We start from the raw sequence: 21728 nt of genomic DNA, 5'->3' as shown, positions 1-21728 counted from the left end.
CACGCATAGCGATGTTCCGGGCGGCACGTTTCGCCGTACGCAGTGTCAGCCGGAGGCGGCCGGACTGTTCGAGCAGGCGCAGACAGCGCTGGGCCGTGGAGCGGCTCAGGCCCGTCCGGTCGGCGACCTCGTGGGCGGAGGGCGGCTGGTCGGCATCGTGCAGGACATCGCGGATCAGCTCCGCCGTCGGCACCGAGTGGCGGCTGGGCGGCCCGGTGCGCAGCGCCGTGAAGATCTGGTCGACCTGCGCCTGGTCCTGGGCCGCGGGCTCGCGCCGCTCGGCGGGGATCCCGGGACCGGCGTCGCGGACCCGCAGGACGACGGTGCGGCCCTCGGCGCGCGGCTCCACCTCGACCGTGGCACCGGGCAGGGCGGCCGTCGCGTCCAGGGCGTTGCCGACCAGGTTGCCGGTGATCGTGACCAGGCCGCGCGGGTCGACGAGCCGGTCCGGAAGCCGCGCGGCGGGGGCTAGGCTCAGGGCGCCCGTCATCTTGCCGATCAGTACGGCAGCGAGCAGCGGGTTCCTGACCTTCTCGGTGACCTGTTCGGCCGTGGCCCAGTGCACCCCGACGACTTCGCCGATGAACTCCACGGCCTCCTGGTGCAGGTCCAGTTCGAGGAGGCCGAGGAGAGTGTGAGCCGGTTGGCGTGTTCGTGGTCCTGGGCGCGCAGGGCGTCGATCAGCCCGCGCGTCGAGTCCAGTTCGCGGCTCAGGCGCTCCAGTTCGGTGCGGTCGCGGAGCGTGGCGACGGCGCCCCCGTCGTCCGTGGGCGTCCGGTTGGCGACCGCAACGCGATGGCCGCGCACGGTCAGCAGGTCGGTGCCCTCGACCCGGCCGGTGAGCACATCGGTGGTACGCCCCGCCCCGAGCACCTTGTCCAGCGCCCGGCCCCGGACCTCGGGCCCGACGCCGAGAAGCCGCTGCGCCACGTCGTCGAGCAGCCGGATCCGGCCGTCGCGGCCGAGCGCGACGACGCCCTCGCGCATGGAGTGCAGCATCGCCTCGCGCTCCCCGAGCAGCCCGGAAATATTCGGAGAAGGCCCGGTCACGGGTCTGTTTCAGGATGCGCCGCGCGATGAAGCACCCGGCGAGCGCGCCGCCCGCATAGGCGAAGAGGCCGGGGATCACGTTCAGGATCCGGGCTTGCACGCCGTCGTACTCGATGCCCACCGAGACGGCGCCCACGATCGCGACGCCCGGCTCCCGCAGCGGCATCTTGCCCCGGGCCGAGCGGCCCAGGGTGCCGCTGTCGCGGCCCGCGAGGACGTCGCTCGGGTCGGTGGAGACGACCCGGCCGATCTGCCCGGTGTCGGTGCGACCAGCGCACCCCGCGCGCGTCCATGACCACCACCCAGTCGGCGCCGGTCGCCTCCGGATCGGCTCGGCCGCCAGCTGCACCGGGCCGTCGGCGGACGGCCGGGAGGCCACCGGGTCGTCGGCGATCGCGAGCTCGCACCCCCGACCGTCCGACTGGGCCCTCAGCAGGGCGCCGAAGGGCCCGGTCGGCGGCACGGCGGCGCTCGCGGCGATGGCCAGTCGCATGAGGAGCACCTGCGGGAAGACGCGCTGTGGCAGACCGAACCGCCGCCGTCGCCGGGCGGTGGCGGTCGGCGGCGGCCATGTCCACGCACGTCAGACGGCCCGGGTCGCTTCCCGAAGTCTCCGTGGTGCGGATCCGGTACGGATGCGGTACGGATTCCGATCGACGGGAGATGGGACCGCTCAGCTGACGCTGTCGTACAGCTCCAGCGTCAGCTGGGCCACCCGCTCGGGCTCCCGCAGGGAGGGGAAGTGGTCGCTGCCCGGCAGCCGGACCAGTCGGCAGCCCGGGATGCGGGCGGCCACCGCCTCGTTGGAGCGGATCATCTCGCTCTGGTCGAGCTCGCCGAGTGCCAACAGGCACGGCGCCGTGATCTCGCCGAGCCGTCCGAAGGCGTCCGGGTCCGGGACCTGGCGGCCCAGGTTGCTGAACCACCCCGGGATCGCCGCGCGGAGCTGCGCGGCGGCCTCGGGGTCGTCGCCGGTTCCGGCCGCCCCCCAGGTGCGCAGGCCGAGGGCGACGATGCCCTCGGTGTCGCCCTTCTGCGCCAACTCGCCGATCCCGGCGAGCAGTTCGGCGGACTGGAGGTCTGGGTCACCGGTGACGCCGGGGCAGAACAGGGCGAGCCCGGCCACCCGCTCGGGGGCGTCGAGCGCGAAGCTGAGTGCGGCGGCGCCGCCCATGCTGGACCCGACGAAGACCGCTCGGTCCACCTCGAAATGGTCGATCACCGCGAGCAGATCGCCGGCCAGCGAGTACTGCGCGGTGGGTGCGGCGGAGCGCCCGAAGCCCCGCACGTCGTAACGGATCACGCGGTGCCGCTCGGTGAGCCTCGGCATGATCGCGTCCCAGATCCGGGAGCTCGCGACCCCCGGGTGCAGCAGCACCAGCGGCAGTCCCTCGCCGCCCGTGTCCTCGGCCCAGACTCCGCCGTCCTTGACCGGCACTGTGAGTTCCATGAGGAGGAGTCTGCTGGATCGGCCGGGGCCCGGCCAAGTCGCCCGGGAGACAACCGGGTTCAGGCCGCGTGCCATCCGTCAGACCGGCAGTGGACGCGGTGGCCGGGGCCCGATGTAGTGGCCGCTCGGGCGCATCCGGAGCGGCCGTTCCGCGTACTCCTCCAGGGCGTGCGCGATCCACCCCGCCGTGCGGGCCACCGCGAACACCGTCTCGCCGGCCTCCGCGGGCATGCCGAAGGCGACCGTCATCACCGCGAGCGCCAGATCGACATTGGCGTGCAGATCGGTGTGCCGGGCCGTCGTGTCGACCACGTCGCGCGCCGCGGCGAGCGCGTCGGCGGCCTGCGGGATCGCGTCGAGCAGCGCGAACAGGGCGTGGGCGCGCGGGTCTTCGCCCGGATACAGCCGGTGGCCGAGACCGGGCACGCGCCGCCCGGAGCGCAGATGGTCGGCGACGACCGGCGCCGCGCTGCCGCGTTCGAGCACCTCGGCCAGGGTGCGGTGGGCGAGACCGCTCGCGGCGCCGTGCAGCGGCCCCTCAAGCGCGCCGAGGCCCGCCGAGACCACGGCGTACGGATGGGCGCGCGCGGAGGCCGCGACGCGGGCGGAGAGCGTGGAGGCGGCCAGATCGTGGTCGATGAGCAGTGCAAGTGCCGTGTCCAGCAGCTTGACTGACTGTTCGTCAGGCAGTTGCGGGGTGAGGCGCTGCCACAGCTGCCAGGCCGTCCGGCCCTCGCCCCGGTGCCGTTTGCCCGCCGTCGGCAGGGCGCCGACCAGGGTGGGGATCAGCATGCGGGCGCAGCCGAGCACGGCCGTGGGGTCTAGGTCGAAGCGCAGCGGGTCGGCCGCCGAGACCGCGACCGCCGCGACCCGCAGCCGGTCCATCGTGCTGCTGTGCACAGGTAGCGCGCCGACCGCGAGCCGGGCCGCGTCGAGGAACGGCTGCGGCGCGGTGAACCGCGAGCCGTGCCGCAGCTCCCCGGTCCACACCCACTCGGCGACCTCCTCGAAGCCGTACGCCGACGCCAGCTCCACCGCGTCGACCCCGCGGAAGTAGTAGCGGTCCTTGTCGATCAGCGTGAGGGCGGTGCGGAACGTCAGCTCGCCGCCCGGGGCGGCGGACACCGCCTCCCGCCGGCCGCTGCGCCGGGCCAGCGCGTCGACCTCCTTCGCGTCGAAGGTGGAGCCCCGCCCGCCGGGCGCACGCTCACTGCTCAGCTGCCCGCGGCTGACGTACGCGTAGACCGTCTCGGGCTTCACGCCGAGCCGCTCCGCCGCCTCGCGAGTGGTGAGCCGTGCCTGATCAGTCATGGGGTCACCGTATCCATATTGATTTAATCAATGTTGACAGCTGTTGAGTCAATCATAGACAGTCAAGTCAACATGGAGAACTGAAGGAGGCAGCAACATGGCCAGCACCACCACCGCCCCGGCCGCGGTACCCCGCGGGCTCGCGGGCGTCGTCGTGACGGACACCGAACTCGGGGACGTCCGCGGCCGCGAGGGCTTCTACCACTACCGCCAGTACTCGGCCGTCGAGCTCGCGCAGAGCCGCACTTTCGAGGACGTCTGGCACCTGATGTTCCACGGCGAGCTGCCCGATGCGGCGGCCCGCGCCGCCTTCACCGCCCGCACCGCCGCACTGCGCCGGCTGCCCCGGGGCGTACGCGAGGCGCTGCCCGGCATCGCCCGCACCGGCGCCCTGTCGGGCCCGCTCGCCGGACTGCGTACCGCCCTCTCCCTGCTCGGCGCGGCCAAGGGCTTCCGGCCGGTGTACGACCTGGACGCCGAGCGGCGCGCCGAGGACGCGCTGGCCGCCTGCGCCGCCGTGCCCACCCTGCTCACCGCTCTGTACCGGCTCGGCCAGGGCCTGGAACCGGTCGAGCCCCGCGACGATCTGCCGTACGCGGCCAACTACCTCTACATGCTGACCGGTTCGGAGCCCGAGCCCGAGCGCGTACGGGCCGTCGAGCAGTACCTGATCTCTACCATCGACCACGGCTTCAACGCCTCCACCTTCACCGCCCGCGTCGTCGCCTCCACCGGGGCCGATGTGGCGGCGAGCCTGGTCGCGGCGGTCGGCGCGCTCTCCGGGCCGCTGCACGGCGGCGCCCCCAGCCGCGCCCTGGACACCCTCGACGCCATCGGCACTCCCGACCGCATCGACGGCTGGATCCGCGAACGCGTCCTGGCCGGTGACCGGATCATGGGCTTCGGGCACCCCGTCTACCGCACCGAGGACCCCCGCTCGCGCATGCTGCGCGGGATCGCGGAGGGCTTCGGCGGACCCTTGGTGGAATTCGCCGTTGAGGTGGAGCGCCAGGTCGAGGAGATACTGGCCGAGCTGAAGCCGGGCCGCGAGCTGCACACGAATGTGGAGTTCTACGCCGGGGTGGTCATGGAGCTGTGCGGGCTGCCCCGCGAGATGTTCACCCCGACGTTCTGCGCGGCCCGGGTGGTCGGCTGGAGCGCCAATATCCTGGAGCAGTCGGCGGACTCGAAGATCATTCGCCCGGCGGCCCGCTATGTGGGCCCGCCCGCGCCGCAGCCCGTGCCCGCGGTCTGAGAGCCTGGGTCCGAACCCCGTCCTGACCAGGACCCGGACTCCGAGAAAGGCCCCAGGTGAGCAGCCCGAGCCAGCAGATCCCCGTCATCGTCCTCGCGGGCTTCCTCGGATCGGGCAAGACCACCTTGCTCAACCATCTGCTCAGAGCCGGCCGCGGCACCCGGATCGGGGCCATCGTCAACGACTTCGGCTCCATCGAGATCGACGCGATGACGGTGGCGGGCCAGCTCGGCGACTCGACCGTCTCGCTGGGCAACGGCTGCCTGTGCTGCGCCGTCGACGCCAGTGAACTCGACCTCTACCTGGACCGGCTCACCCGGCCCGCCGCCCGCCTCGACGTCATCGTCATCGAGGCGAGCGGCCTCGCCGAACCCCAGGAACTCGTGAAGATGCTGCTCGCCAGCGAGAACCCGCGGATCGTCTACGGGGGCCTGGTCGAGGTGGTCGACGCGGCGGAGTACGACACCACGCGCGAGAAGCACCCCGAGATCGAACGGCACCTGGCCATCGCCGACCTGGTGGTGCTCAACAAGACCGACCGGGTGGACGCGGCGGAGCTGGCCCGGCTGCGCACCGCGCTCGGGGGAGCGGCCGCGGTGGTGGAGTCCGCGTACGGCCGGGTCGACCCGGAGCTCTTCTTCGAACGCAGGCCCGTCACGGAACGGGTGGGCCAGCTCGCCTTCGACGACCTCCTGGACGACCTCCCCGAAGGCGGGGGCTGCACCGAGGACGGCCACGACCACGGTGGCTGCCCGGGACACGGGCATGCCGCCCATCCGCACGCCGGGTACGAGTCCGTCGCCTTCACCTCGGCCGTGCCCATGGACCCGCGCCGCCTCATGGCCTTCCTCGACACCCGGCCCGAAGGCCTCTACCGCATCAAGGGATTTGTCGACTTCGGCGCCGCCGACGGCCGCAACCGGTACACCGTGCACGCGGTCGGCCGGTTCCTGCGCTTCTACCCCGAGCCCTGGGCGCGCGAGCAGGAACGCCTCACCCAGCTCGTCCTCATCGGCTCGGGCATCGACGCGGACGCGCTGCACCAGCGGCTCGCCGAGTGCGTGGCGGCCGGCCCGGGGGAGACCCGGGACGAGCACGCCATGTGGGGCGTGCTGCGCTACGTACCCGAGCAGCCGCAGGAGTCACAGGGGCCGGACCGGTCCGGGGAGTTCGATGAACTCCCCGGAACCGTCGGCTGGTTGATGCCCGGCCGGTAGCTACGAGGCCGGGCCCGCGAGCACCGCGACCGGTGAGGCGAGCGGGGTGCCCGAGCCGTCACGGCGCGGATCGGGCTCGGGGAGCTGGGCCGGGGCGCCGTTGGCCTGGGCCGCGCGGGCCGGGGCCGGGCCCGCCCAGGCGAGCAGCAGCTTGTCCTCGCCCTTCAGGAAGCGCTGGCAGCGCACCCCGCCGGTGGCCCGGCCCTTGCGCGGGTACTGGTCGAACGGCGTCAGCTTCGCGGAGACCGCGGTGTCGCCGAGCAGGGTGCCCCCCGAGCCGGCCACCGAGAACACCACCGCGTCCCCGGCCGGGTCGACCGCGGTGAACGAGATGACCTTGGCGCCGTCGGCCAGCTTGATGCCCGCCATGCCGCCCGCGGGCCGCCCCTGGGGGCGCACCTGGCTCGCCTGGTAGCGCAGCAGCTGGGCGTCGTCGGTGATGAAGACCAGGTCCTCCTCGCCGGTGCGCAGCTCGGCCGCGCCCACGATCCGGTCACCGTCCTTGAGGGTGATGACCTCCAACTCGTCCTTGTTCGCCGGGTAGTCGGGCACCACGCGCTTGACGACGCCCTGCTCGGTGCCGATCGCGAGACCGGGCGAGGACTCGTCCAAGGTGGTCAGGCAGACCACCGTCTCGTCCGGCTCCAGGGACGAGAGGAACTCCGAGATCGGGGCGCCGCCCGACAGATTCGGCGCGGCCGCCGTGTCCGGAAGCTGCGGCAGGTCGATCACCGCCAGGCGCAGCAGCCGCCCGCTCGACGTCACGACGCCCACGTCACCGCGCTGTGTCGCGGGCACGGCCGAGACGATCGCGTCGTGCTTGGCGCGCTTGTCGTCCTCACCGGCCGTGAACTCCTCGGCGCCCGCCGTGCGCGCGAGCAGACCCGTCGAGGACAGCAGCACCCGGCACGGGTCGTCCGCGACCTCAAGGGCCACCGCGGCCACCGGGGCGCCCGCCGATTCGAGCAGGACCGTACGCCGGTCGGTGCTGAACTTCTTGGCCACCGCGGCCAGTTCGGCCGAGACCAGCTTGCGCAGTTCGCTGTCCGAGTCCAGGATCCCGGTCAGCTCGTCGATCTCGCCGTTCAGCCGGTCGCGCTCGCGCTCCAGCTCGATCCGGTCGAACTTGGTGAGCCGGCGCAGCGGGGTGTCCAGGATGTACTGCGTCTGGATCTCGCTCAGCGAGAAGCGCTCGATGAGCCGTTCCTTCGCCTGCGCCGAATTGTCACTCGACCGGATGATCCGGATGACCTCGTCGATGTCGACCAGCGCGACGAGCAGGCCCTCCACCAGGTGCAGCCGGTCCCGGCGCTTGGTGCGGCGGAACTCGCTGCGGCGCCGTACGACGTCGAAGCGGTGGTCGAGGTAGACCTCCAGCAGCTCCTTGAGGCCCAGGGTGAGCGGCTGCCCGTCCACCAGCGCCACATTGTTGATGCCGAAGGACTCCTCCATCGGCGTCAGCTTGTAGAGCTGCTCAAGGACCGCCTCGGGCACGAAGCCGTTCTTGACCTCGATGACCAGACGCAGCCCGTGCGAGCGGTCGGTCAGGTCCTTCACATCGGCGATGCCCTGGAGCTTCTTCGAGCCCACCAGGTCCTTGATCTTGGAGATCACCTTCTCCGGGCCGACGGTGAAGGGCAGTTCGGTCACGACCAGGCCCTTGCGGCGGGCCGTCACGTTCTCCACCGACGCCGTGGCGCGGATCTTGAAGGTGCCGCGGCCCGACCCGTAGGCGTCCTTGATGCCCCCCAGGCCCACGATCCGGCCGCCGGTCGGCAGGTCGGGACCCGGCACGAAGCGCATCAGCGCCTCAAGATCCGCCTCCGGGTGCCTGATCAGATGGCGGGCGGCGGCGATGACCTCGCCCAGGTTGTGCGGCGGCATATTGGTCGCCATGCCGACCGCGATCCCGGACGAGCCGTTGACCAGCAGGTTCGGATAGGCGGCCGGAAGGGCGACCGGCTCCTGCTCCTGGCCGTCGTAGTTCGACGTGAAGTCGACCGTGTCCTCGTCGATGGACTCCGTCATCAGCGAGGTGGCGTCGGCCATCTTGCACTCGGTGTACCGCATGGCGGCCGGCGGGTCGTCGTTGCCGAGCGAGCCGAAGTTGCCGTGGCCGTCGACCAGCGGCAGGCGCATGGAGAACGGCTGCGCCATGCGGACAAGGGCGTCGTAGATCGACGCGTCGCCGTGCGGGTGCAGCTTGCCCATCACCTCGCCGACGACGCGGGCGCACTTCACATAGCCGCGGTCGGGACGCAGGCCCATCTCGTTCATCTGGTAGACGATGCGGCGCTGGACGGGCTTCATTCCGTCGCGGGCGTCCGGCAGGGCCCGCGAGTAGATCACGGAGTACGCGTACTCGAGGAAGGAGCCCTGCATCTCGTCGACGACGTCGATGTCGAGGATCCGCTCCTCGAAGTCGTCGGGCGGCGGCGGGGTCTTCGTGCTGCGGCGGGCCATCGCGGCTGCTGCTCCTTCACGTACCGGATCGGGACTGATGCCGACCATTGTGGACCGTCCCACTGACAACGCCGACCGCGACCCGGGAACTTCGCCAGGTGCCCACGCGCTTGCATACAGTGGCAGGACTTCTCCACCCAGGACTTCCCCCGCCAGTACTTCACATCGCAGTACTGCACATCGCGAACGAAGGGACGTACATGCCCATGGGTCACACGGCCACAGCGCAGGCCGGCTCCGGCGGTCTGACAGCGACTGAGCACCGACTGGCCAACGGCCTGCGCGTGGTGCTCTCCGAGGACCACCTGACCCCGGTCGCGGCGGTGTGCCTCTGGTACGACGTCGGCTCGCGCCACGAGGTCAAGGGCCGCACCGGTCTCGCCCACCTCTTCGAGCACCTGATGTTCCAGGGCTCCCACCAGGTGCACGGCAACGGCCACTTCGAGCTGGTGCAGGGGGCCGGCGGTTCGCTGAACGGCACCACCAGCTTCGAGCGCACCAACTACTTCGAGACCATGCCCACCCACCAGGTGGAGCTCGCGCTCTGGCTGGAGGCCGACCGCATGGGCTCGCTCCTCGCCGCGCTCGACGAGGAGTCGATGGAGAACCAGCGCGACGTCGTCAAGAACGAGCGCCGCCAGCGCTACGACAACGTGCCCTACGGCACCGCCTTCGAGAAGCTGACCGCGCTCGCCTACCCCGAGGGCCACCCCTACCACCACACGCCGATCGGCTCGATGGCCGACCTGGACGCGGCGACCCTCGAAGACGCCCGGAACTTCTTCCGTACGTACTACGCGCCCAACAACGCGGTGCTCGCGGTGGTCGGCGACATCGACCCCGAGCAGACCCTGGCGTGGGTGGAGAAGTACTTCGGCTCCATCCCCACCCACGACGGCAAGCAGCCGCCGCGCGACGGCGCGCTGCCCGACACCATCGGCGGGCAGCTGCGCGAGGTCGTGGAGGAGGACGTCCCGGCCCGCGCCCTGATGGCCGCCTACCGGCTGCCGCACGACGGCACCCGCGAGGCCGACGCCGCCGACCTGGCGCTGACCGTCCTCGGCGGCGGCGAGTCCTCCCGGCTGCACAACCGCCTGGTCCGCCACGACCAGAGCGCCGTCGCCGCCGGATTCGGCCTGCTGCGCCTCGCCGGCGCCCCCTCGCTCGGCTGGCTCGACGTCAAGACCTCCGGCGGTGTCGAAGTCCCCGACATCGAGGCCGCGGTCGACGAGGAGCTCGCCCGGTTCGCCGCCGAGGGGCCGACCGCGGAGGAGATGGAGCGCGCCCAGGCCCAGTTGGAGCGCGAGTGGCTCGACCGGCTCGGCACGGTCGCCGGCCGCGCCGACGAACTGTGCCGGTACGCCGTGCTGTTCGGCGACCCGCAGCTCGCCCTGACCGCGGTCGACCGCGTCCTCGACATCACCGCCGAGGAAGTACAGGCGGTCGCCGCCGCGAAACTGCGCCCCGACAACCGGGCGGTCCTGGTGTACGAGCCCATCGCGGCGCCCGAGGCAAGCAACGAAGAGGAAGAAGAGGCCGCCCAGTGACGGACGCCGTCGTGACCATGGAGTTCCACCCGCAGCCGGCCGCCGGCACCGCCAAGCCGTGGGCCTTCCCGGCCCCCGAGCGAGGCACCCTCGCCAACGGCCTCACGGTGCTGCGCTGCCACCGCCCCGGCCAGCAGGTCGTCGCCGTGGAGATCTTCCTCGCGGCCCCGCTGGACGCCGAGCCCGAGGGCCTCGACGGCGTCGCCACGATCATGGCGCGCGCCCTGACCGAGGGCACCGACAAGCACTCGGCGGAGGAGTTCGCCGCCGAACTGGAGCGGTGCGGCGCCACCATCGACGCGCACGCCGACCACCCCGGCGTCCGGGTCTCCCTCGAAGTGCCGGTCTCCCGGCTCCCCAAGGCGCTCTCGCTGCTCGCCGAGGCGCTGCGGGCCCCCGCGTTCGCCGACTCCGAGGTCGACCGGCTCGTGCGCAACCGGCTCGACGAGATCCCGCACGAGCAGGCCAACCCGTCCCGGCGGGCCGCCCAGCAGCTCTCCAAGGAGCTGTTCCCGGCCTCCGCGCGCATGTCGCGCCCCCGCCAGGGCACCGAGGAGACCGTCGCCGCGATCGACACGGCGGCGGTGCGCGCCTTCTACGAGGCGTATGTGCGCCCCTCGACGGCCGTCACCGTCATCGTCGGCGACCTGTCGGGCACCGACCTCGACGCGGTCCTCGCGGACACCCTGGGCGACTGGAGCGGCAACACCGCCGAGCCGCGCCCCATCCCGCCGATCACCGCCGACGACACCGGCCGGGTCGTCATCGTGGACCGCCCCGGCGCGGTCCAGACCCAGCTGCTCATCGGCCGCATCGGCGCCGACCGCCACGACCGGGTCTGGGCGGCCCAGGTGCTCGGCACGTACTGCCTCGGCGGCACCCTCACCTCCCGGCTCGACCGCGTACTGCGCGAGGAGAAGGGCTACACCTACGGCGTGCGCGCCTTCGGCCAGGTGCTGCGCTCGGGCCCCGAGGGCGGCGCCGCGATGCTCGCCATCAGCGGCTCGGTCGACACCCCCCACACCGGCCCCGCGCTCGACGACCTGTGGAAGGTGCTGCGCACGCTGGCCGCGGAGGGGCTGACGGACGCCGAGCGCGAGACCGCCGTGCAGAACCTGGTGGGCGTCGCCCCGCTCAAGTACGAGACCGCGGCGGCCGTCGCCGGGACGCTGGCCGACCAGGTCGAGCAGTTCCTCCCCGACGACTACCAGGCGCAGTTGTACGCGCTGCTGGCCGAGACCGGCACCGTGGAGGCGACGGCGGCCGTCGTCAACGCCTTCCCGGCCGACCGGCTCGTCACCGTTCTCGTCGGTGACGCGGCTCAGATCGAGGAGCCGGTCAGGGCGCTCGGAATCGGTGAAGTGACCGTGGTCGCGGGCTGATTGAGGCACCTGGACAACTGGGCACACAGGGACCCCGGTGGCGAATGCGCCGCCGGGGTCCTCCCTTATGGGGCGTAAATGTCCGGATTGTTGGGGAGGTTGCCTGTCTGTCATGTGGCGTGCGCTACAAAACACGGTGTCTGTTTGGTGATTGAAAGACCGGCCGTCTAGCGTCGGTCCGGCTGTCCGTCACCACCCGTCGCGCCCGCGGCACCGGACAGTGATCGCCGAGTCCCCGAACGGCGCGAGCCAGGGGAGCCGGGGACCCACTCAGTCCCTGGGGTGAATCGGACGCCTCCGCCCGCGGAGGAGCCCGTAGGAGACCTTCCTGCTCCGAACCCGTCAGCTAACCCGGTAGGCGAGATGGAAGGAAAGGACACCGCCACTTCATGGCGTTCACCCGTGCCACCGGGAAGCACCGCGCGCCCAGCCGTATGACGCGCCGCAGCGCGAACATAGCGGGCATCGCCACCCTCGCCACCGCCGGAGTCGTAGGCACCCTCGCCTCCCCGGCCACCGCCGCCCCGAGCGTCGCCGAGACCGGCCTGACCCAGGCCATCGTCATCGGCGACGGCCTCGCCGCGCAGCTCGGTGCCCAGGCCGACGCCCAGAAGCAGGCGGCCGTGAAGGCCAGGGCGAAGGCGGAGGCCGAGGCGGCCGCGCAGCGCAAGGCGGAGGAGCGGGCCAAGGCGGACCGCGAGGCCAAGGAGCGCGCGGCGCGCGAGGCCGAGCGCAAGCGCCTCAACACCTTCGTCGCCCCCATATCGGACAGCTATGTGTCCACCGGCTACAAGACCGGCGGTTCCCTGTGGTCCTCCGGCGCCCACACCGGCATCGACTTCCATGCGGAGAGCGGCACTTCGGTGCACGCCGTGGGCCTGGGCACCGTCGTGGAGGCCGGCTGGGGCGGCGCCTACGGCAACAACATAGTCATCAGGATGAACGACGGCACGTACACCCAGTACGGCCACCTCTCGGTCATCCAGGTCTCCGTGGGCCAGTCCGTGGAGCCGGGCCGGCAGATCGCGCTGTCGGGCAACACCGGCAACACCACGGGCCCGCACCTCCACTTCGAGGCCCGCACCGCCCCGACCTACGGCTCGGACATCGACCCGGTCGCCTACCTTCGCTCGCACGGCGTCTCCGTCTGACGGCCCCCGCGCACACCGAAGGCCCCCGGCGCGCTGCCGGGGGCCTTCGCGGTTGGCCAAAAGATATCCATTGGTTCCGGCCCGTCACCGGGAATTAACAAAGCCTGGAATAGAGTCGCGGAACAGGCATCGACGGACATCGATATCCGTCGACAGGCGTCGCTCGACCGCGTTTCGCGGGGATAAAGGCGGAGGTTCGGCCATGCGCATTCCGGCGCATTCGGTATGCACGGCGATCCGCGGCGACATCGTCTCGGGCGCCTTGGAGCGCGGCAGCCGGCTCACCGAGGACGTACTCGCCCGCCGTTACGGGGTCTCCCGCGTCCCGGTGCGCGAAGCCCTGCGCACCCTGGAGTCCGAGGGCTTCGTGACCACCCGCAGACATGCCGGCGCCTGGGTGGCCGAGCCCACCGAGCTGGAGGCCGCCGACCTCCTCGAACTGCGGGTGCTGCTTGAGCCGTTGGCCGCCGCGCGGGCGGCCGGCCGCCGCTCCGAGGCCCATCTCAAAGTGCTGCGCGGCCTGGTGAGGCTGGGTCAGCAACGGGCCCGGCGCGGCCAGGGCGAGGACCTGCGCTCGCTGGGCGGCTGGTTCCACGAGACGCTGGCCCAGGCCTCCGCCAGCCCCGGACTGATCGCGCTGCTCACGCAGTTGCGGCACAAGATCGCCTGGATGTACGCGGTCGAGCAGCCGGTCCGGCCGGGCGAGTCCTGGGCCGAACTCGGCGCCATCACCGACGCGGTGGCCCGGGGCGACGCCGAACGCGCCCGCTCGCTCACCGCCCTGCACACCGAGCGTTCCTTTTCCGCCCATCGGCTGCGGCGCCCCGCCGCGGTGAGCACTTCGCAACCTGCCGTACACACGGCGAGTGCCCGCACTTAACAGCCGGGCCGTATACAAAGAAAGCGCGACGCTGGGCCGTATTTCGGCTGCCCGAAATGTGGACCTCGAAATGCCGGCCCCGAAATGTGGATGCCGGAATTCCGTCATCGAAGCGCAGTCGGCGAAAACGAAACGGCCGCCGACCCCGAATGCGAGATCAGCGGCCCTTCGCTGTGAAGCCGACCGGATCAGACGGTCTCGGGGAGCTCCTCAAGACCCTCGGCGACCAGCTTGGCCAGCCGGTCGAGCGCGGCGTCCGCGCCCTCGGCGTCGGAGGCCAGCACGATCTCCTCGCCGCCCTGCGCGCCCAGACCGAGCACCGCGAGCATGGACGCGGCGTTGACCGGGTTGCCGTCGGCCTTGGCGATCGTCATGGGGACTCCGGCAGCCGTGGCGGCACGGACGAAGATGGACGCGGGGCGGGCGTGCAGGCCCTCGGCCCAGCCGACGTTGACGCGGCGCTCAGCCATGGTGTTGCCCTTCGAAATCTCTGACGGTTGTCTAGACCAGTCTCTCATGTGGTGTGCAGTGCTCGTACCGACCATAGGCCCGCTTCCGCCGCCGTTCGGCCCTCCCCACAGTGCCCCGCCCCGTATGGCCCCGCGACCCGTACGCTTTCGGTATGACGACGGCGTCCGACCCCGCGTACCCCGCTCACTGGGAGGCCGACGTGGTGCTCCGCGACGGCGGCACGGCGCGCATCAGGCCCATCACCACCGCGGACGCCGAGCGGCTCGTCTCCTTCTACGAGCAGGTCTCGGACGAGTCGAAGTACTACCGCTTCTTCGCGCCCTACCCCCGGCTCTCCGCGAAGGACGTGCACCGCTTCACCCATCACGACTATGTGGACCGGGTCGGACTCGCGGCCACCGTCGGCGGCGAGTTCATCGCGACCGTCCGCTTCGACCGCATCAACGCCCAGGGCCGGCCTGCCTCCGCCCCCGCCGACGAGGCCGAGGTCGCCTTCCTGGTCCAGGATGCCCACCAGGGCAGAGGCGTCGCCTCCACCCTGCTCGAACACATCGCGGCGGTCGCCCGGGAGCGCGGCATCAGGCGCTTCGCGGCGGAGGTCCTCCCGGTGAACAATAAGATGATCAAGGTGTTCACGGACGCCGGGTACCAGCAGAAGCGCTCCTTCGAGGACGGCTCGGTCCACCTCACCCTCGACCTGGAGCCCACCGCCGAGTCCCTCGCCGTCCAGCGTGCCCGCGAGCACCGCGCCGAGGCGAGGTCGGTGCGGCGCCTCCTCGCGCCCGGCTCGGTCGCGGTCATCGGCACCGGCCGCGCCCCCGGCGGGGTCGGCCGCACGGTGCTGCGCAACCTGTTGGACGCCGGTTTCACCGGGCGCGCGTACGCGGTGAACCGGGCGCTCGGCGACGGGCCGGGGGAGCTCGACGGCGTGCCCGCGTTCCGCTCCGTCGGCGCGATCGGCGAACCCGTGGACCTGGCGATCGTCGCGGTGCCCGCCGAGCGGGTGCCGGAAGCCGTCGCCGACTGCGGCGAACACGGCGTGCAGGGCCTCGTCGTCCTGTCGGCCGACTACGCGGAGAGCGGCCCGCACGGCAGGGAGCGCCAGCGCGAACTGGTGCGCCAGGCCCGCTCGTACGGGATGCGGCTGATCGGCCCGAACGCGTTCGGGATCATCAACACCGCGGCGGATGTGCGGCTGAACGCCTCGCTGGCGCCCGAGCCGCCGCCCGCGGGCCGGATCGGTCTGTTCACCCAGTCCGGTGCGATCGGCATCGCCCTCCTGTCGGGCCTGTACCGGCGCGGCGCGGGCCTGTCGACGTTCATCTCCTCCGGCAACCGCGCCGACGTCTCCGGCAACGACTTCCTCCAGTACTGGTACGAGGACCCCGACACCGATGTGGTGCTGCTCTACCTCGAATCCATCGGCAACCCGCGGAAGTTCACCCGGCTCGCCCGCCGCACGGCCGCCGCGAAGCCCGTCGTGGTGGTGAAGGGCGCCCGGCACAGCGGTGCGACGCCGCCCGGCCACGCCGTCCCGGTGACCCGCGTACCGGACGCGACGGTCTCCGCGCTGCTGCGTCAGGCGGGAGTCATCCTGGTCGGCACGGTCACCGAACTCGTCGACGCGGGCCTGCTGCTCGCCGGCCAGCCGCTGCCCGCGGGCCCCCGGGTGGCGATCCTCGGCAACTCCGAATCGCTCGGCCTCCTCACGTACGACGCCTGCCTGACCGAGGGCCTGCGCCCGCTCAAGCCCCTCGACCTGACGACGGCCGCGACCCCGGCGGACTTCAGGGCGGCCCTCGCGGCGGCCCTGGCGGACGAGAAGTGCGACGCGGTCGTGGTGACGGCGATTCCCTGGGTCGGCGAGAACGGGGCGGTGGAATCCGGCGACGGCCAGGTCCTGGCGGATGCCCTGCGCGAAGCGGCGACCGCGTCCCCGGCGAAGCCGGTCGCGGTGGTCCACGTGGAAATCGGCGGCCTGGCCGAAGCCCTGTCGGCAGCGGCCCGCACGGTGAGGCCGACCGGCGGCACCCCGGCCCCGGCCGCCACGATCTCCTCCTCGCGCGGACAAAATCCGGCCACGCCCGCTACGAATCCAGCGCTGCCCGGCGAAAATCAAGCCCCTCCGGCGATTGAGGAGCGGGGTCTGGGGCAGAGCCCCAGCACACCCACCGGCGGGCAGCCGAAAAACCACCCACCCCGCGAGGCCACCCGCATCCCCGCCTACCCCGCCGCCGAGCGCGCCGTCCGCGCCCTCGCCGAGGCCGTCCGCTACGGCCAGTGGCGCAGACAGGCCGCCGACCCAGGCAAGGTGGGGGAGTACGACGACATCGACGAACCCGGCACCGCCGCGCTCATCGAGCGCCTGCTCGGCCCCGCCCCCGACCCCCGCGGCACGACCCTGACCGCCACGGACGCCGAGGAACTGCTCGGCCGCTACGGGATCCCCGTGCGCCCGACCCTGCCCGCCCCCGACGCCGCCCATGCCGTCGAGGCCGCCCGCCGCCTCGGCTACCCCGTCGCCCTCAAGACCACCGCCCCGCACCTGCGCCACCGCCCCGACCTCGGCGGCGTACGCCTGGATCTCGCGGACGAGCACCAACTCGCCCGCGCATACGCCGAATTGACGGCCAGCCTCGGCAAGCCCGAGGAGCTCAAGCCCGTCGTGCAGGCCATGGTTCCGCGCGGAGTGGACACCGTCGTGCGCGCTTCGATCGACTCCGCGGTCGGCGCGGTGCTCTCCTTCGGGCTCGCCGGGGCCGCGTCCGAGCTGCTCGGCGACACCGCGCACCGGCTCATTCCGGCCACCGACCGCGACGCCGCCGAGCTGCTCAGATCCATCCGGACGGCGCCGCTCCTGTTCGGCTGGCGGGGCTCCGCGCCCGTCGACACCGCGGCCCTCGAAGAGCTGCTCCTGAGGGTGTCGCGGCTGGTCGACGACCATCCCGAGGTGGTCGCCGTCGGCCTGGAGCCCGTGATCGTCGCCCAGCGGGGCCTGTCGGTGCTCGGCGCGCACGTCCGCCTCGCCCCGCCCCCGGCCCGCAGCGACCTGGGTCCACGACGGCTGCCCAGCTACTGAGGGCCGTCGGCCGCCTGCGGCAGCTTAAGATGGACCCCATGGCGAAGACCGGTACGACGACCCAGGGGCTGCGCGCGGCGATCGAGCGCAGCGGCTACTACCCGGCCCTTGTGGCCGAGGCGGTGGAGGCCGCCGTCGGTGGTGAGCCCATCGCGTCGTACCTGGTCCACCAGGAGACCACCTTCGACGCGAACGAAGTGCGCCGCCATGTGACGGTCCTGGTGCTCACGGACAACCGGTTCATCGTCAGCCACACCGACGAGCAGAACGCGGACACCAGCTCCCCGACGCCGTACGCCACCACCTCCACGGAGTCCGTGAAGCTCGGCCGGATCTCGTCGGTCGTGGTGAGCCGCGTCGTCGCCAACCCCGAGTCGTACACGCCCGGCACCCTGCCCCGCGAGGTCGTCCTGACCATCGGCTGGGGCGCGGTCTCGCGGATCGACCTGGAGCCCGCCGCCTGCGGCGACCCCAACTGCGACGCCGACCACGGCTACACCGGCAACTCCACCGCCGACGACCTGAGCCTGCGGGTCAGCGAGGCCGGCGACGGCCCGGACACGGTCCGCCAGACCCTGGCCTTCGCCCAGGCGCTGTCCGAGGCGACCGCGGCGACCGGCCGGTGATGGCTCAGCCCGCCTGGCAGGATCCCGAACCCCTCGCCCTCGACACCGCACCCGTCCCCGAGTACGGCACCGGATCGCTCGCCGATCTGCTGCCCACCCTCGTGGCGGGCCAGGGCGTACCCGGGTTCGAACAGCGCATCGCCGGGCTCGCGCCCGCCGACCGCAACTGCGTCTTCCTGATCGACGGCCTCGGCTGGGAGCAGATCAAGGCCCACCCGGACGAGGCCCCCTATCTGCACTCCCTGCTCGGCACCTCGCGCGGCAACACCGGCCGTCCCATAACCGCCGGCTTCCCCGCCACCACCGCGACCTCGCTGGCCTCGGTCGGCACCGGGCTCCCCCCCGGCGAGCACGGCCTGCCCGGCTACACCGCGCGCAACCCGGAGACCGGCGAGCTGATGAACCAGCTCCGCTGGAAGCCCTGGACCGACCCGCACGCCTGGCAGCCGTACCCGACGGTCTTCCAGCTCGCCGACCAGGACGGCGTGCACACCGCCCAGGTGTCGTCGCCGACGTTCGAGCACACCCCGCTGACCAAGATCGCCCTGAGCGGCGGCAGCTTCCGCGGCAGGCTCTCCGGCGAGGACCGCATGGACCTCGCCGCCGCCCAACTCGCCGCCGGTGACCGGTCGTTGGTCTACACGTACTACTCCGACGTCGACGGCAAGGGCCACCGCTTCGGCGTCGACTCCGACGCCTGGCGCGGCCAGCTGATGTACGTCGACCGGCTCGCCCAGCGCCTCGCCGAACAGCTCCCGCCCCGCGCGGCCCTGTACATCACCGCCGACCACGGCATGATCGACATCCCCTTCGACGAGCAGTCCCGCATCGACTTCGACGACGACTGGGAGCTGCGGGCCGGGGTCGCCCTGCTCGGCGGCGAGGGCCGGGCCCGCCACGTCTACGCGGTGCCGGGCGCCCAGAGTGATGTGCTGACCTGCTGGCGCGAGGTGCTCGGCGAGCAGTTCTGGGTCGCGAGCCGCGAGGAGGCGATCGCGGCGGGCTGGTTCGGCCCGAGCGTCGACGAGCGCGTGCACGGCCGGATCGGTGACGTGGTCGCCGCCGCCCGCGACGACGTGGTCATCACCGCCTCGCGGCGCGAGCCCCACGAGTCCGCCATGGTCGGCATGCACGGCTCGATGACACCGGTGGAGCAGCTCGTACCGCTCCTCGAAGTACGCTCGTAGCATCCCCTTCTCCCCGCATCCGAAAGGCCGTCAACTTCCCATGCCCGAGCTGGTGTTCTTCTCCGGAACGATGGACTGCGGAAAGAGCACCCTCGCTCTTCAGATCGAGCACAACCGCTCCGCGCGAGGTCTGCAGGGCATGATCTTCACGCGGGACGACCGCGCGGGCGAGGGCAAGCTGTCCTCCCGGCTCGGCCTGGTCACCGACGCGGTCGAGGCCGCCGACGGCTTCGACTTCTACGCCTACCTCGTCGGCCACCTCTCCAAGGGCGGCCGCTGCGACTACGTCATCGCCGACGAGGCCCAGTTCCTCGGGCCCGAGCAGATCGACCAGCTCGCCCGGGTCGTGGACGACCTCGAACTCGACGTGTTCGCCTTCGGGATCACCACCGACTTCCGCTCCAAGCTGTTCCCCGGCTCGCAGCGCCTGGTCGAACTCGCCGACCGGGTCGAGGTGTTGCAGGTCGAGGCGCTGTGCTGGTGCGGCGCCCGCGCCACCCACAACGCCCGCACCGTAGGCGGCGAGATGGTCGTCGAGGGTGCCCAGGTCGTGGTCGGCGACGTCAACCGCTCCGACGACGAGATCGGCTACGAGGTGCTGTGCCGGCGCCACCACCGCCGCCGGATGACGGCCGCCGCGGCCCGCGCCGCCGCCCTCTCCCCGGACGTCCTCCCGGTGGACGCCGAGGCCGCCCGCGTCTGAGGGTCCCTCAGCTGCCCGACCGTACGAGGGTGAAGACGGCCCCCTCCGGATCCGCGACCGTCGCCACCCGCCCGCTCGCGCCCTCGCGCGGCTGCTGGAGCACCTGCCCGCCGAGGTCGGCGACCCGCAGCACGGCCTCGTCCACGTCCGCGGCCTCGAAGTACGTCATCCAGTGCGCGCCCTTGTCGCGCGCGAGAGCATGGCCCACGCCGTGCAGCGAGGCCACCGGGCGGCCCGCCAGATGCAGCGTCACATAGTCGAAGTCGGCCGAGACGACCGCGTCCAGGTCATAGCCGAACACCGCCTGGTAGAACTTGCCGACCGACGCCGTCTCGCGCGTGACCAGCTCGTTCCAGGTGGGGGTGCCGGGCGCGCCCGCGACCGCGGTGCCGACGTGCGCGCCGGCCTGCCAGATCCCGAAGACCGCACCCGCCGGATCCGAGGCGATCGCGAGCCGGCCCGCCTCTCCGGCGTCCAGCGGCCCCACCCCGACGGTGCCGCCGCAGTGGCGGATCGTCTCGGCCGTCTCGTCCGCGTCGTCGGTGGCCAGATAGGTGGTCCAGGCGATCGGCAGATGCCGGTCGGGCGGCAGCTGGCCGATCCCGGCGATCTGCTTGCCGTCGAGCAGCGCGCGGACGTACGGGCCGAGCTGCTGCGGTCCCGGCCGGAACTCCCAGCCGAACAGCGCTCCGTAGAACTGCTGGGTCGCGGCCAGGCCGTGCACCATGAGACTCACCCAGCAGGGCGTGCCAGGTGTGCGCCGGGTCTCCGACTGGGTCATCGTCACTCTCTCCTCGGCCGTCGCCATCGTGCTGCCCGGGTGCGCCGTTCGGCGAACCGCGTACCCGGGCCCCGATGCTTCCACCACCGGGGCCCCACCGCGCCCCGGCCGCGCCGCTTTTGGCGCGTTCCCGCAGGAGGATGCCCGCTTTGAGGCTTGCCATCCTTTTCGCGACCATTACGTTATGGGTGGACTCTGCGCGAGGATGGCCCCCATGAACGCCATCATCACCGCATCCGCACTCGCCGCCGAGGCGGCGGGGCCGCGGCCTCCGGTCCTGCTCGACATCCGCTGGCAGCTGAGCCTGGCCAAGGCGGCCGGGGCCGCGCCGTTCGACGGCCGCGCCGAGTACGCGGCCGGACACCTCCCCGGCGCCGTGTTCGTGGACCTCGACGCCGAACTGGCCGGACCGCCCGGGGCCGGCGGCCGCCATCCGCTGCCGGACGTGGCCGAATTCGGTGCGGTCATGCGGCGGTCGGGCGTGTCGGCCGACACGCCCGTCGTCGTCTACGACGGCGGCCAGGGCTGGGCCGCCGCCCGCGCCTGGTGGCTGCTGCGCTGGACCGGTCACCCGGACGTGCGGGTCCTCGACGGCGGGCTCGCCGCCTGGACGGGTGAGCTGTCCACCGAGATCCCCGCGCCCGCGGAGGGCGACTTCCGGCCCGCGCCGGGCGCCGTCAAACTCCTCGACGCGGACGCGGCGGCCGCCCTCGCCCGCTCCGGACTGCTGCTCGACGCCCGCGCGGGGGAGCGCTACCGCGGCGAGGTGGAGCCGATCGACCGGGTGGGCGGGCACATCCCGGGCGCGGTCTCGGCGCCGACCACCGAGAACGTGGGCCCGGACGGCCGCTTCCTGCCCGCCGATGAACTCGCCGACCGCTTCAAGGCCCTCGGCGCCTCGGGCAGCGAGGTCGGCGTGTACTGCGGCTCCGGGGTCTCCGGCGCCCACGAGGTGCTGGCCCTGGCCGTCGCGGGGATCCCGGCCGCGCTGTACGCCGGTTCATGGTCCGAGTGGTCCTCGGACGAGTCCCGGCCGGTGGCGACGGGCCCCGATCCGCAGTAGCAGGGACGTGGCGGGGGGGGGCCCCCCCCGGGGGGGGGGGGGCCCCCCCCCCCCCCCCCCGGGGCCCGGGGGCCCGGGGGGGGGTATTAAGAAAGCGTGATTGAAACCGGGG

General features: G+C 72.5%; 16 protein-coding genes, 2 pseudogenes and 1 riboswitch. Of the genes and pseudogenes, 11 read left to right on the top strand and 7 right to left on the bottom strand.

Annotation, left to right across the window (positions count from 1 at the left end; translation table 11 throughout):
- Positions 1–106 precede the first annotated feature (106 nt).
- The 4 genes and pseudogenes from ACIQ8J_RS11430 to ACIQ8J_RS11415 all read right to left on the bottom strand — a co-directional run.
- Positions 107–193, bottom strand: a pseudogene (locus tag ACIQ8J_RS11430) (two-component system response regulator); the annotation flags it as partial.
- Between the two features lie 75 nt (positions 194–268).
- A pseudogene (locus ACIQ8J_RS11425) lies at positions 269–1543 on the bottom strand (ATP-binding protein); the annotation flags it as partial.
- Between the two features lie 180 nt (positions 1544–1723).
- Positions 1724–2500 (bottom strand): alpha/beta fold hydrolase, encoded by a 777-nt coding sequence (locus tag ACIQ8J_RS11420; RefSeq protein ID WP_403270718.1) that lies wholly within the window; start codon positions 2498–2500, stop codon positions 1724–1726.
- Positions 2501–2578: 78 nt separating this feature from the next.
- Entirely contained in the window at positions 2579–3811 is a 1233-nt protein-coding gene (locus ACIQ8J_RS11415; protein ID WP_403270720.1) for a citrate/2-methylcitrate synthase, read from the bottom strand.
- A 97-nt stretch (positions 3812–3908) separates the two neighbouring features.
- Here ACIQ8J_RS11415 and ACIQ8J_RS11410 point away from each other — a divergent pair, with 97 nt between their 5' ends.
- Entirely contained in the window at positions 3909–5066 is a 1158-nt protein-coding gene (locus ACIQ8J_RS11410) for a citrate synthase/methylcitrate synthase (protein WP_403270723.1), read from the top strand.
- Positions 5067–5122: 56 nt separating this feature from the next.
- Positions 5123–6283 carry a CobW family GTP-binding protein gene (locus tag ACIQ8J_RS11405; RefSeq protein ID WP_403270726.1) on the top strand — a complete coding sequence of 387 codons (1161 nt, stop codon included), beginning with the start codon at positions 5123–5125 and terminating at the stop codon, positions 6281–6283.
- On the opposite strand, the gene ACIQ8J_RS11400 is transcribed toward ACIQ8J_RS11405, so the two are convergent.
- Positions 6284–8746 (bottom strand): DNA topoisomerase (ATP-hydrolyzing) subunit A, encoded by a 2463-nt coding sequence (locus tag ACIQ8J_RS11400; RefSeq protein WP_403270728.1) that lies wholly within the window; start codon positions 8744–8746, stop codon positions 6284–6286.
- A 206-nt stretch (positions 8747–8952) separates the two neighbouring features.
- On the opposite strand from ACIQ8J_RS11400, the gene ACIQ8J_RS11395 reads away from it, so the two are divergent.
- From ACIQ8J_RS11395 to ACIQ8J_RS11380, 4 genes are all read left to right on the top strand, one after another.
- The gene (locus ACIQ8J_RS11395) at positions 8953–10293 is read left to right on the top strand and encodes a M16 family metallopeptidase (RefSeq protein WP_403271107.1); all 1341 of its coding nucleotides are present in this window, start codon (positions 8953–8955) and stop codon (positions 10291–10293) included.
- Between the two features lie 17 nt (positions 10294–10310).
- A complete protein-coding gene (locus tag ACIQ8J_RS11390; RefSeq protein WP_403271110.1) occupies positions 10311–11675 on the top strand; it encodes a M16 family metallopeptidase in 1365 nt (454 codons plus the stop codon).
- A gap of 215 nt (positions 11676–11890) precedes the next feature.
- Positions 11891–12051, top strand: a riboswitch (cyclic di-AMP (ydaO/yuaA leader).
- Positions 12052–12064: 13 nt separating this feature from the next.
- Positions 12065–12826: a M23 family metallopeptidase gene (locus ACIQ8J_RS11385; RefSeq protein ID WP_403270731.1), complete on the top strand. Its 762-nt coding sequence runs from the start codon at positions 12065–12067 to the stop codon at positions 12824–12826.
- Positions 12827–13028: 202 nt separating this feature from the next.
- Complete coding sequence (locus ACIQ8J_RS11380; protein WP_403270734.1) at positions 13029–13706, top strand: GntR family transcriptional regulator; 678 nt, start codon at positions 13029–13031, stop codon at positions 13704–13706.
- A 188-nt stretch (positions 13707–13894) separates the two neighbouring features.
- Here the strand turns inward: ACIQ8J_RS11380 and ACIQ8J_RS11375 are convergent, their stop codons facing one another.
- Positions 13895–14176, bottom strand: a complete 282-nt coding sequence (locus ACIQ8J_RS11375) for an HPr family phosphocarrier protein (RefSeq protein ID WP_100575907.1) — start codon at positions 14174–14176, stop codon at positions 13895–13897.
- 152 nt (positions 14177–14328) lie between these two features.
- Here ACIQ8J_RS11375 and ACIQ8J_RS11370 point away from each other — a divergent pair, with 152 nt between their 5' ends.
- The 4 genes from ACIQ8J_RS11370 to ACIQ8J_RS11355 are packed head-to-tail and all read left to right on the top strand — an operon-like array spanning position 14329 to position 19772.
- Positions 14329–17256, top strand: coding sequence for a GNAT family N-acetyltransferase (locus tag ACIQ8J_RS11370; protein WP_403270737.1), 2928 nt, complete (start codon positions 14329–14331; stop codon positions 17254–17256).
- Between the two features lie 38 nt (positions 17257–17294).
- On the top strand, positions 17295–17882 hold the full coding sequence (locus ACIQ8J_RS11365; RefSeq protein WP_403270740.1) for a DUF5998 family protein: 588 nt from the start codon (positions 17295–17297) through the stop codon (positions 17880–17882).
- Entirely contained in the window at positions 17882–19069 is a 1188-nt protein-coding gene (locus ACIQ8J_RS11360; protein ID WP_403270743.1) for an alkaline phosphatase family protein, read from the top strand. The genes ACIQ8J_RS11365 and ACIQ8J_RS11360 overlap by 1 nt, the downstream gene beginning before the upstream one ends.
- A gap of 40 nt (positions 19070–19109) precedes the next feature.
- Positions 19110–19772: a thymidine kinase gene (locus ACIQ8J_RS11355; protein ID WP_403270745.1), complete on the top strand. Its 663-nt coding sequence runs from the start codon at positions 19110–19112 to the stop codon at positions 19770–19772.
- 7 nt (positions 19773–19779) lie between these two features.
- Here the strand turns inward: ACIQ8J_RS11355 and ACIQ8J_RS11350 are convergent, their stop codons facing one another.
- On the bottom strand, positions 19780–20553 hold the full coding sequence (locus ACIQ8J_RS11350; protein WP_403270748.1) for a VOC family protein: 774 nt from the start codon (positions 20551–20553) through the stop codon (positions 19780–19782).
- Between the two features lie 214 nt (positions 20554–20767).
- Between ACIQ8J_RS11350 and ACIQ8J_RS11345 the strand changes: the two genes are divergently transcribed.
- The gene (locus tag ACIQ8J_RS11345; protein ID WP_403270750.1) at positions 20768–21616 is read left to right on the top strand and encodes a sulfurtransferase; all 849 of its coding nucleotides are present in this window, start codon (positions 20768–20770) and stop codon (positions 21614–21616) included.
- Positions 21617–21728 lie beyond the last annotated feature (112 nt).

The organism is Streptomyces sp. NPDC094147, from assembly GCF_044764265.1.
GTDB lineage: Bacteria > Actinomycetota > Actinomycetes > Streptomycetales > Streptomycetaceae > Streptomyces.
The sequence above is the reverse complement of the archived record's forward strand: the minus strand, read 5'-3'. Positions and strand labels throughout refer to the sequence as shown.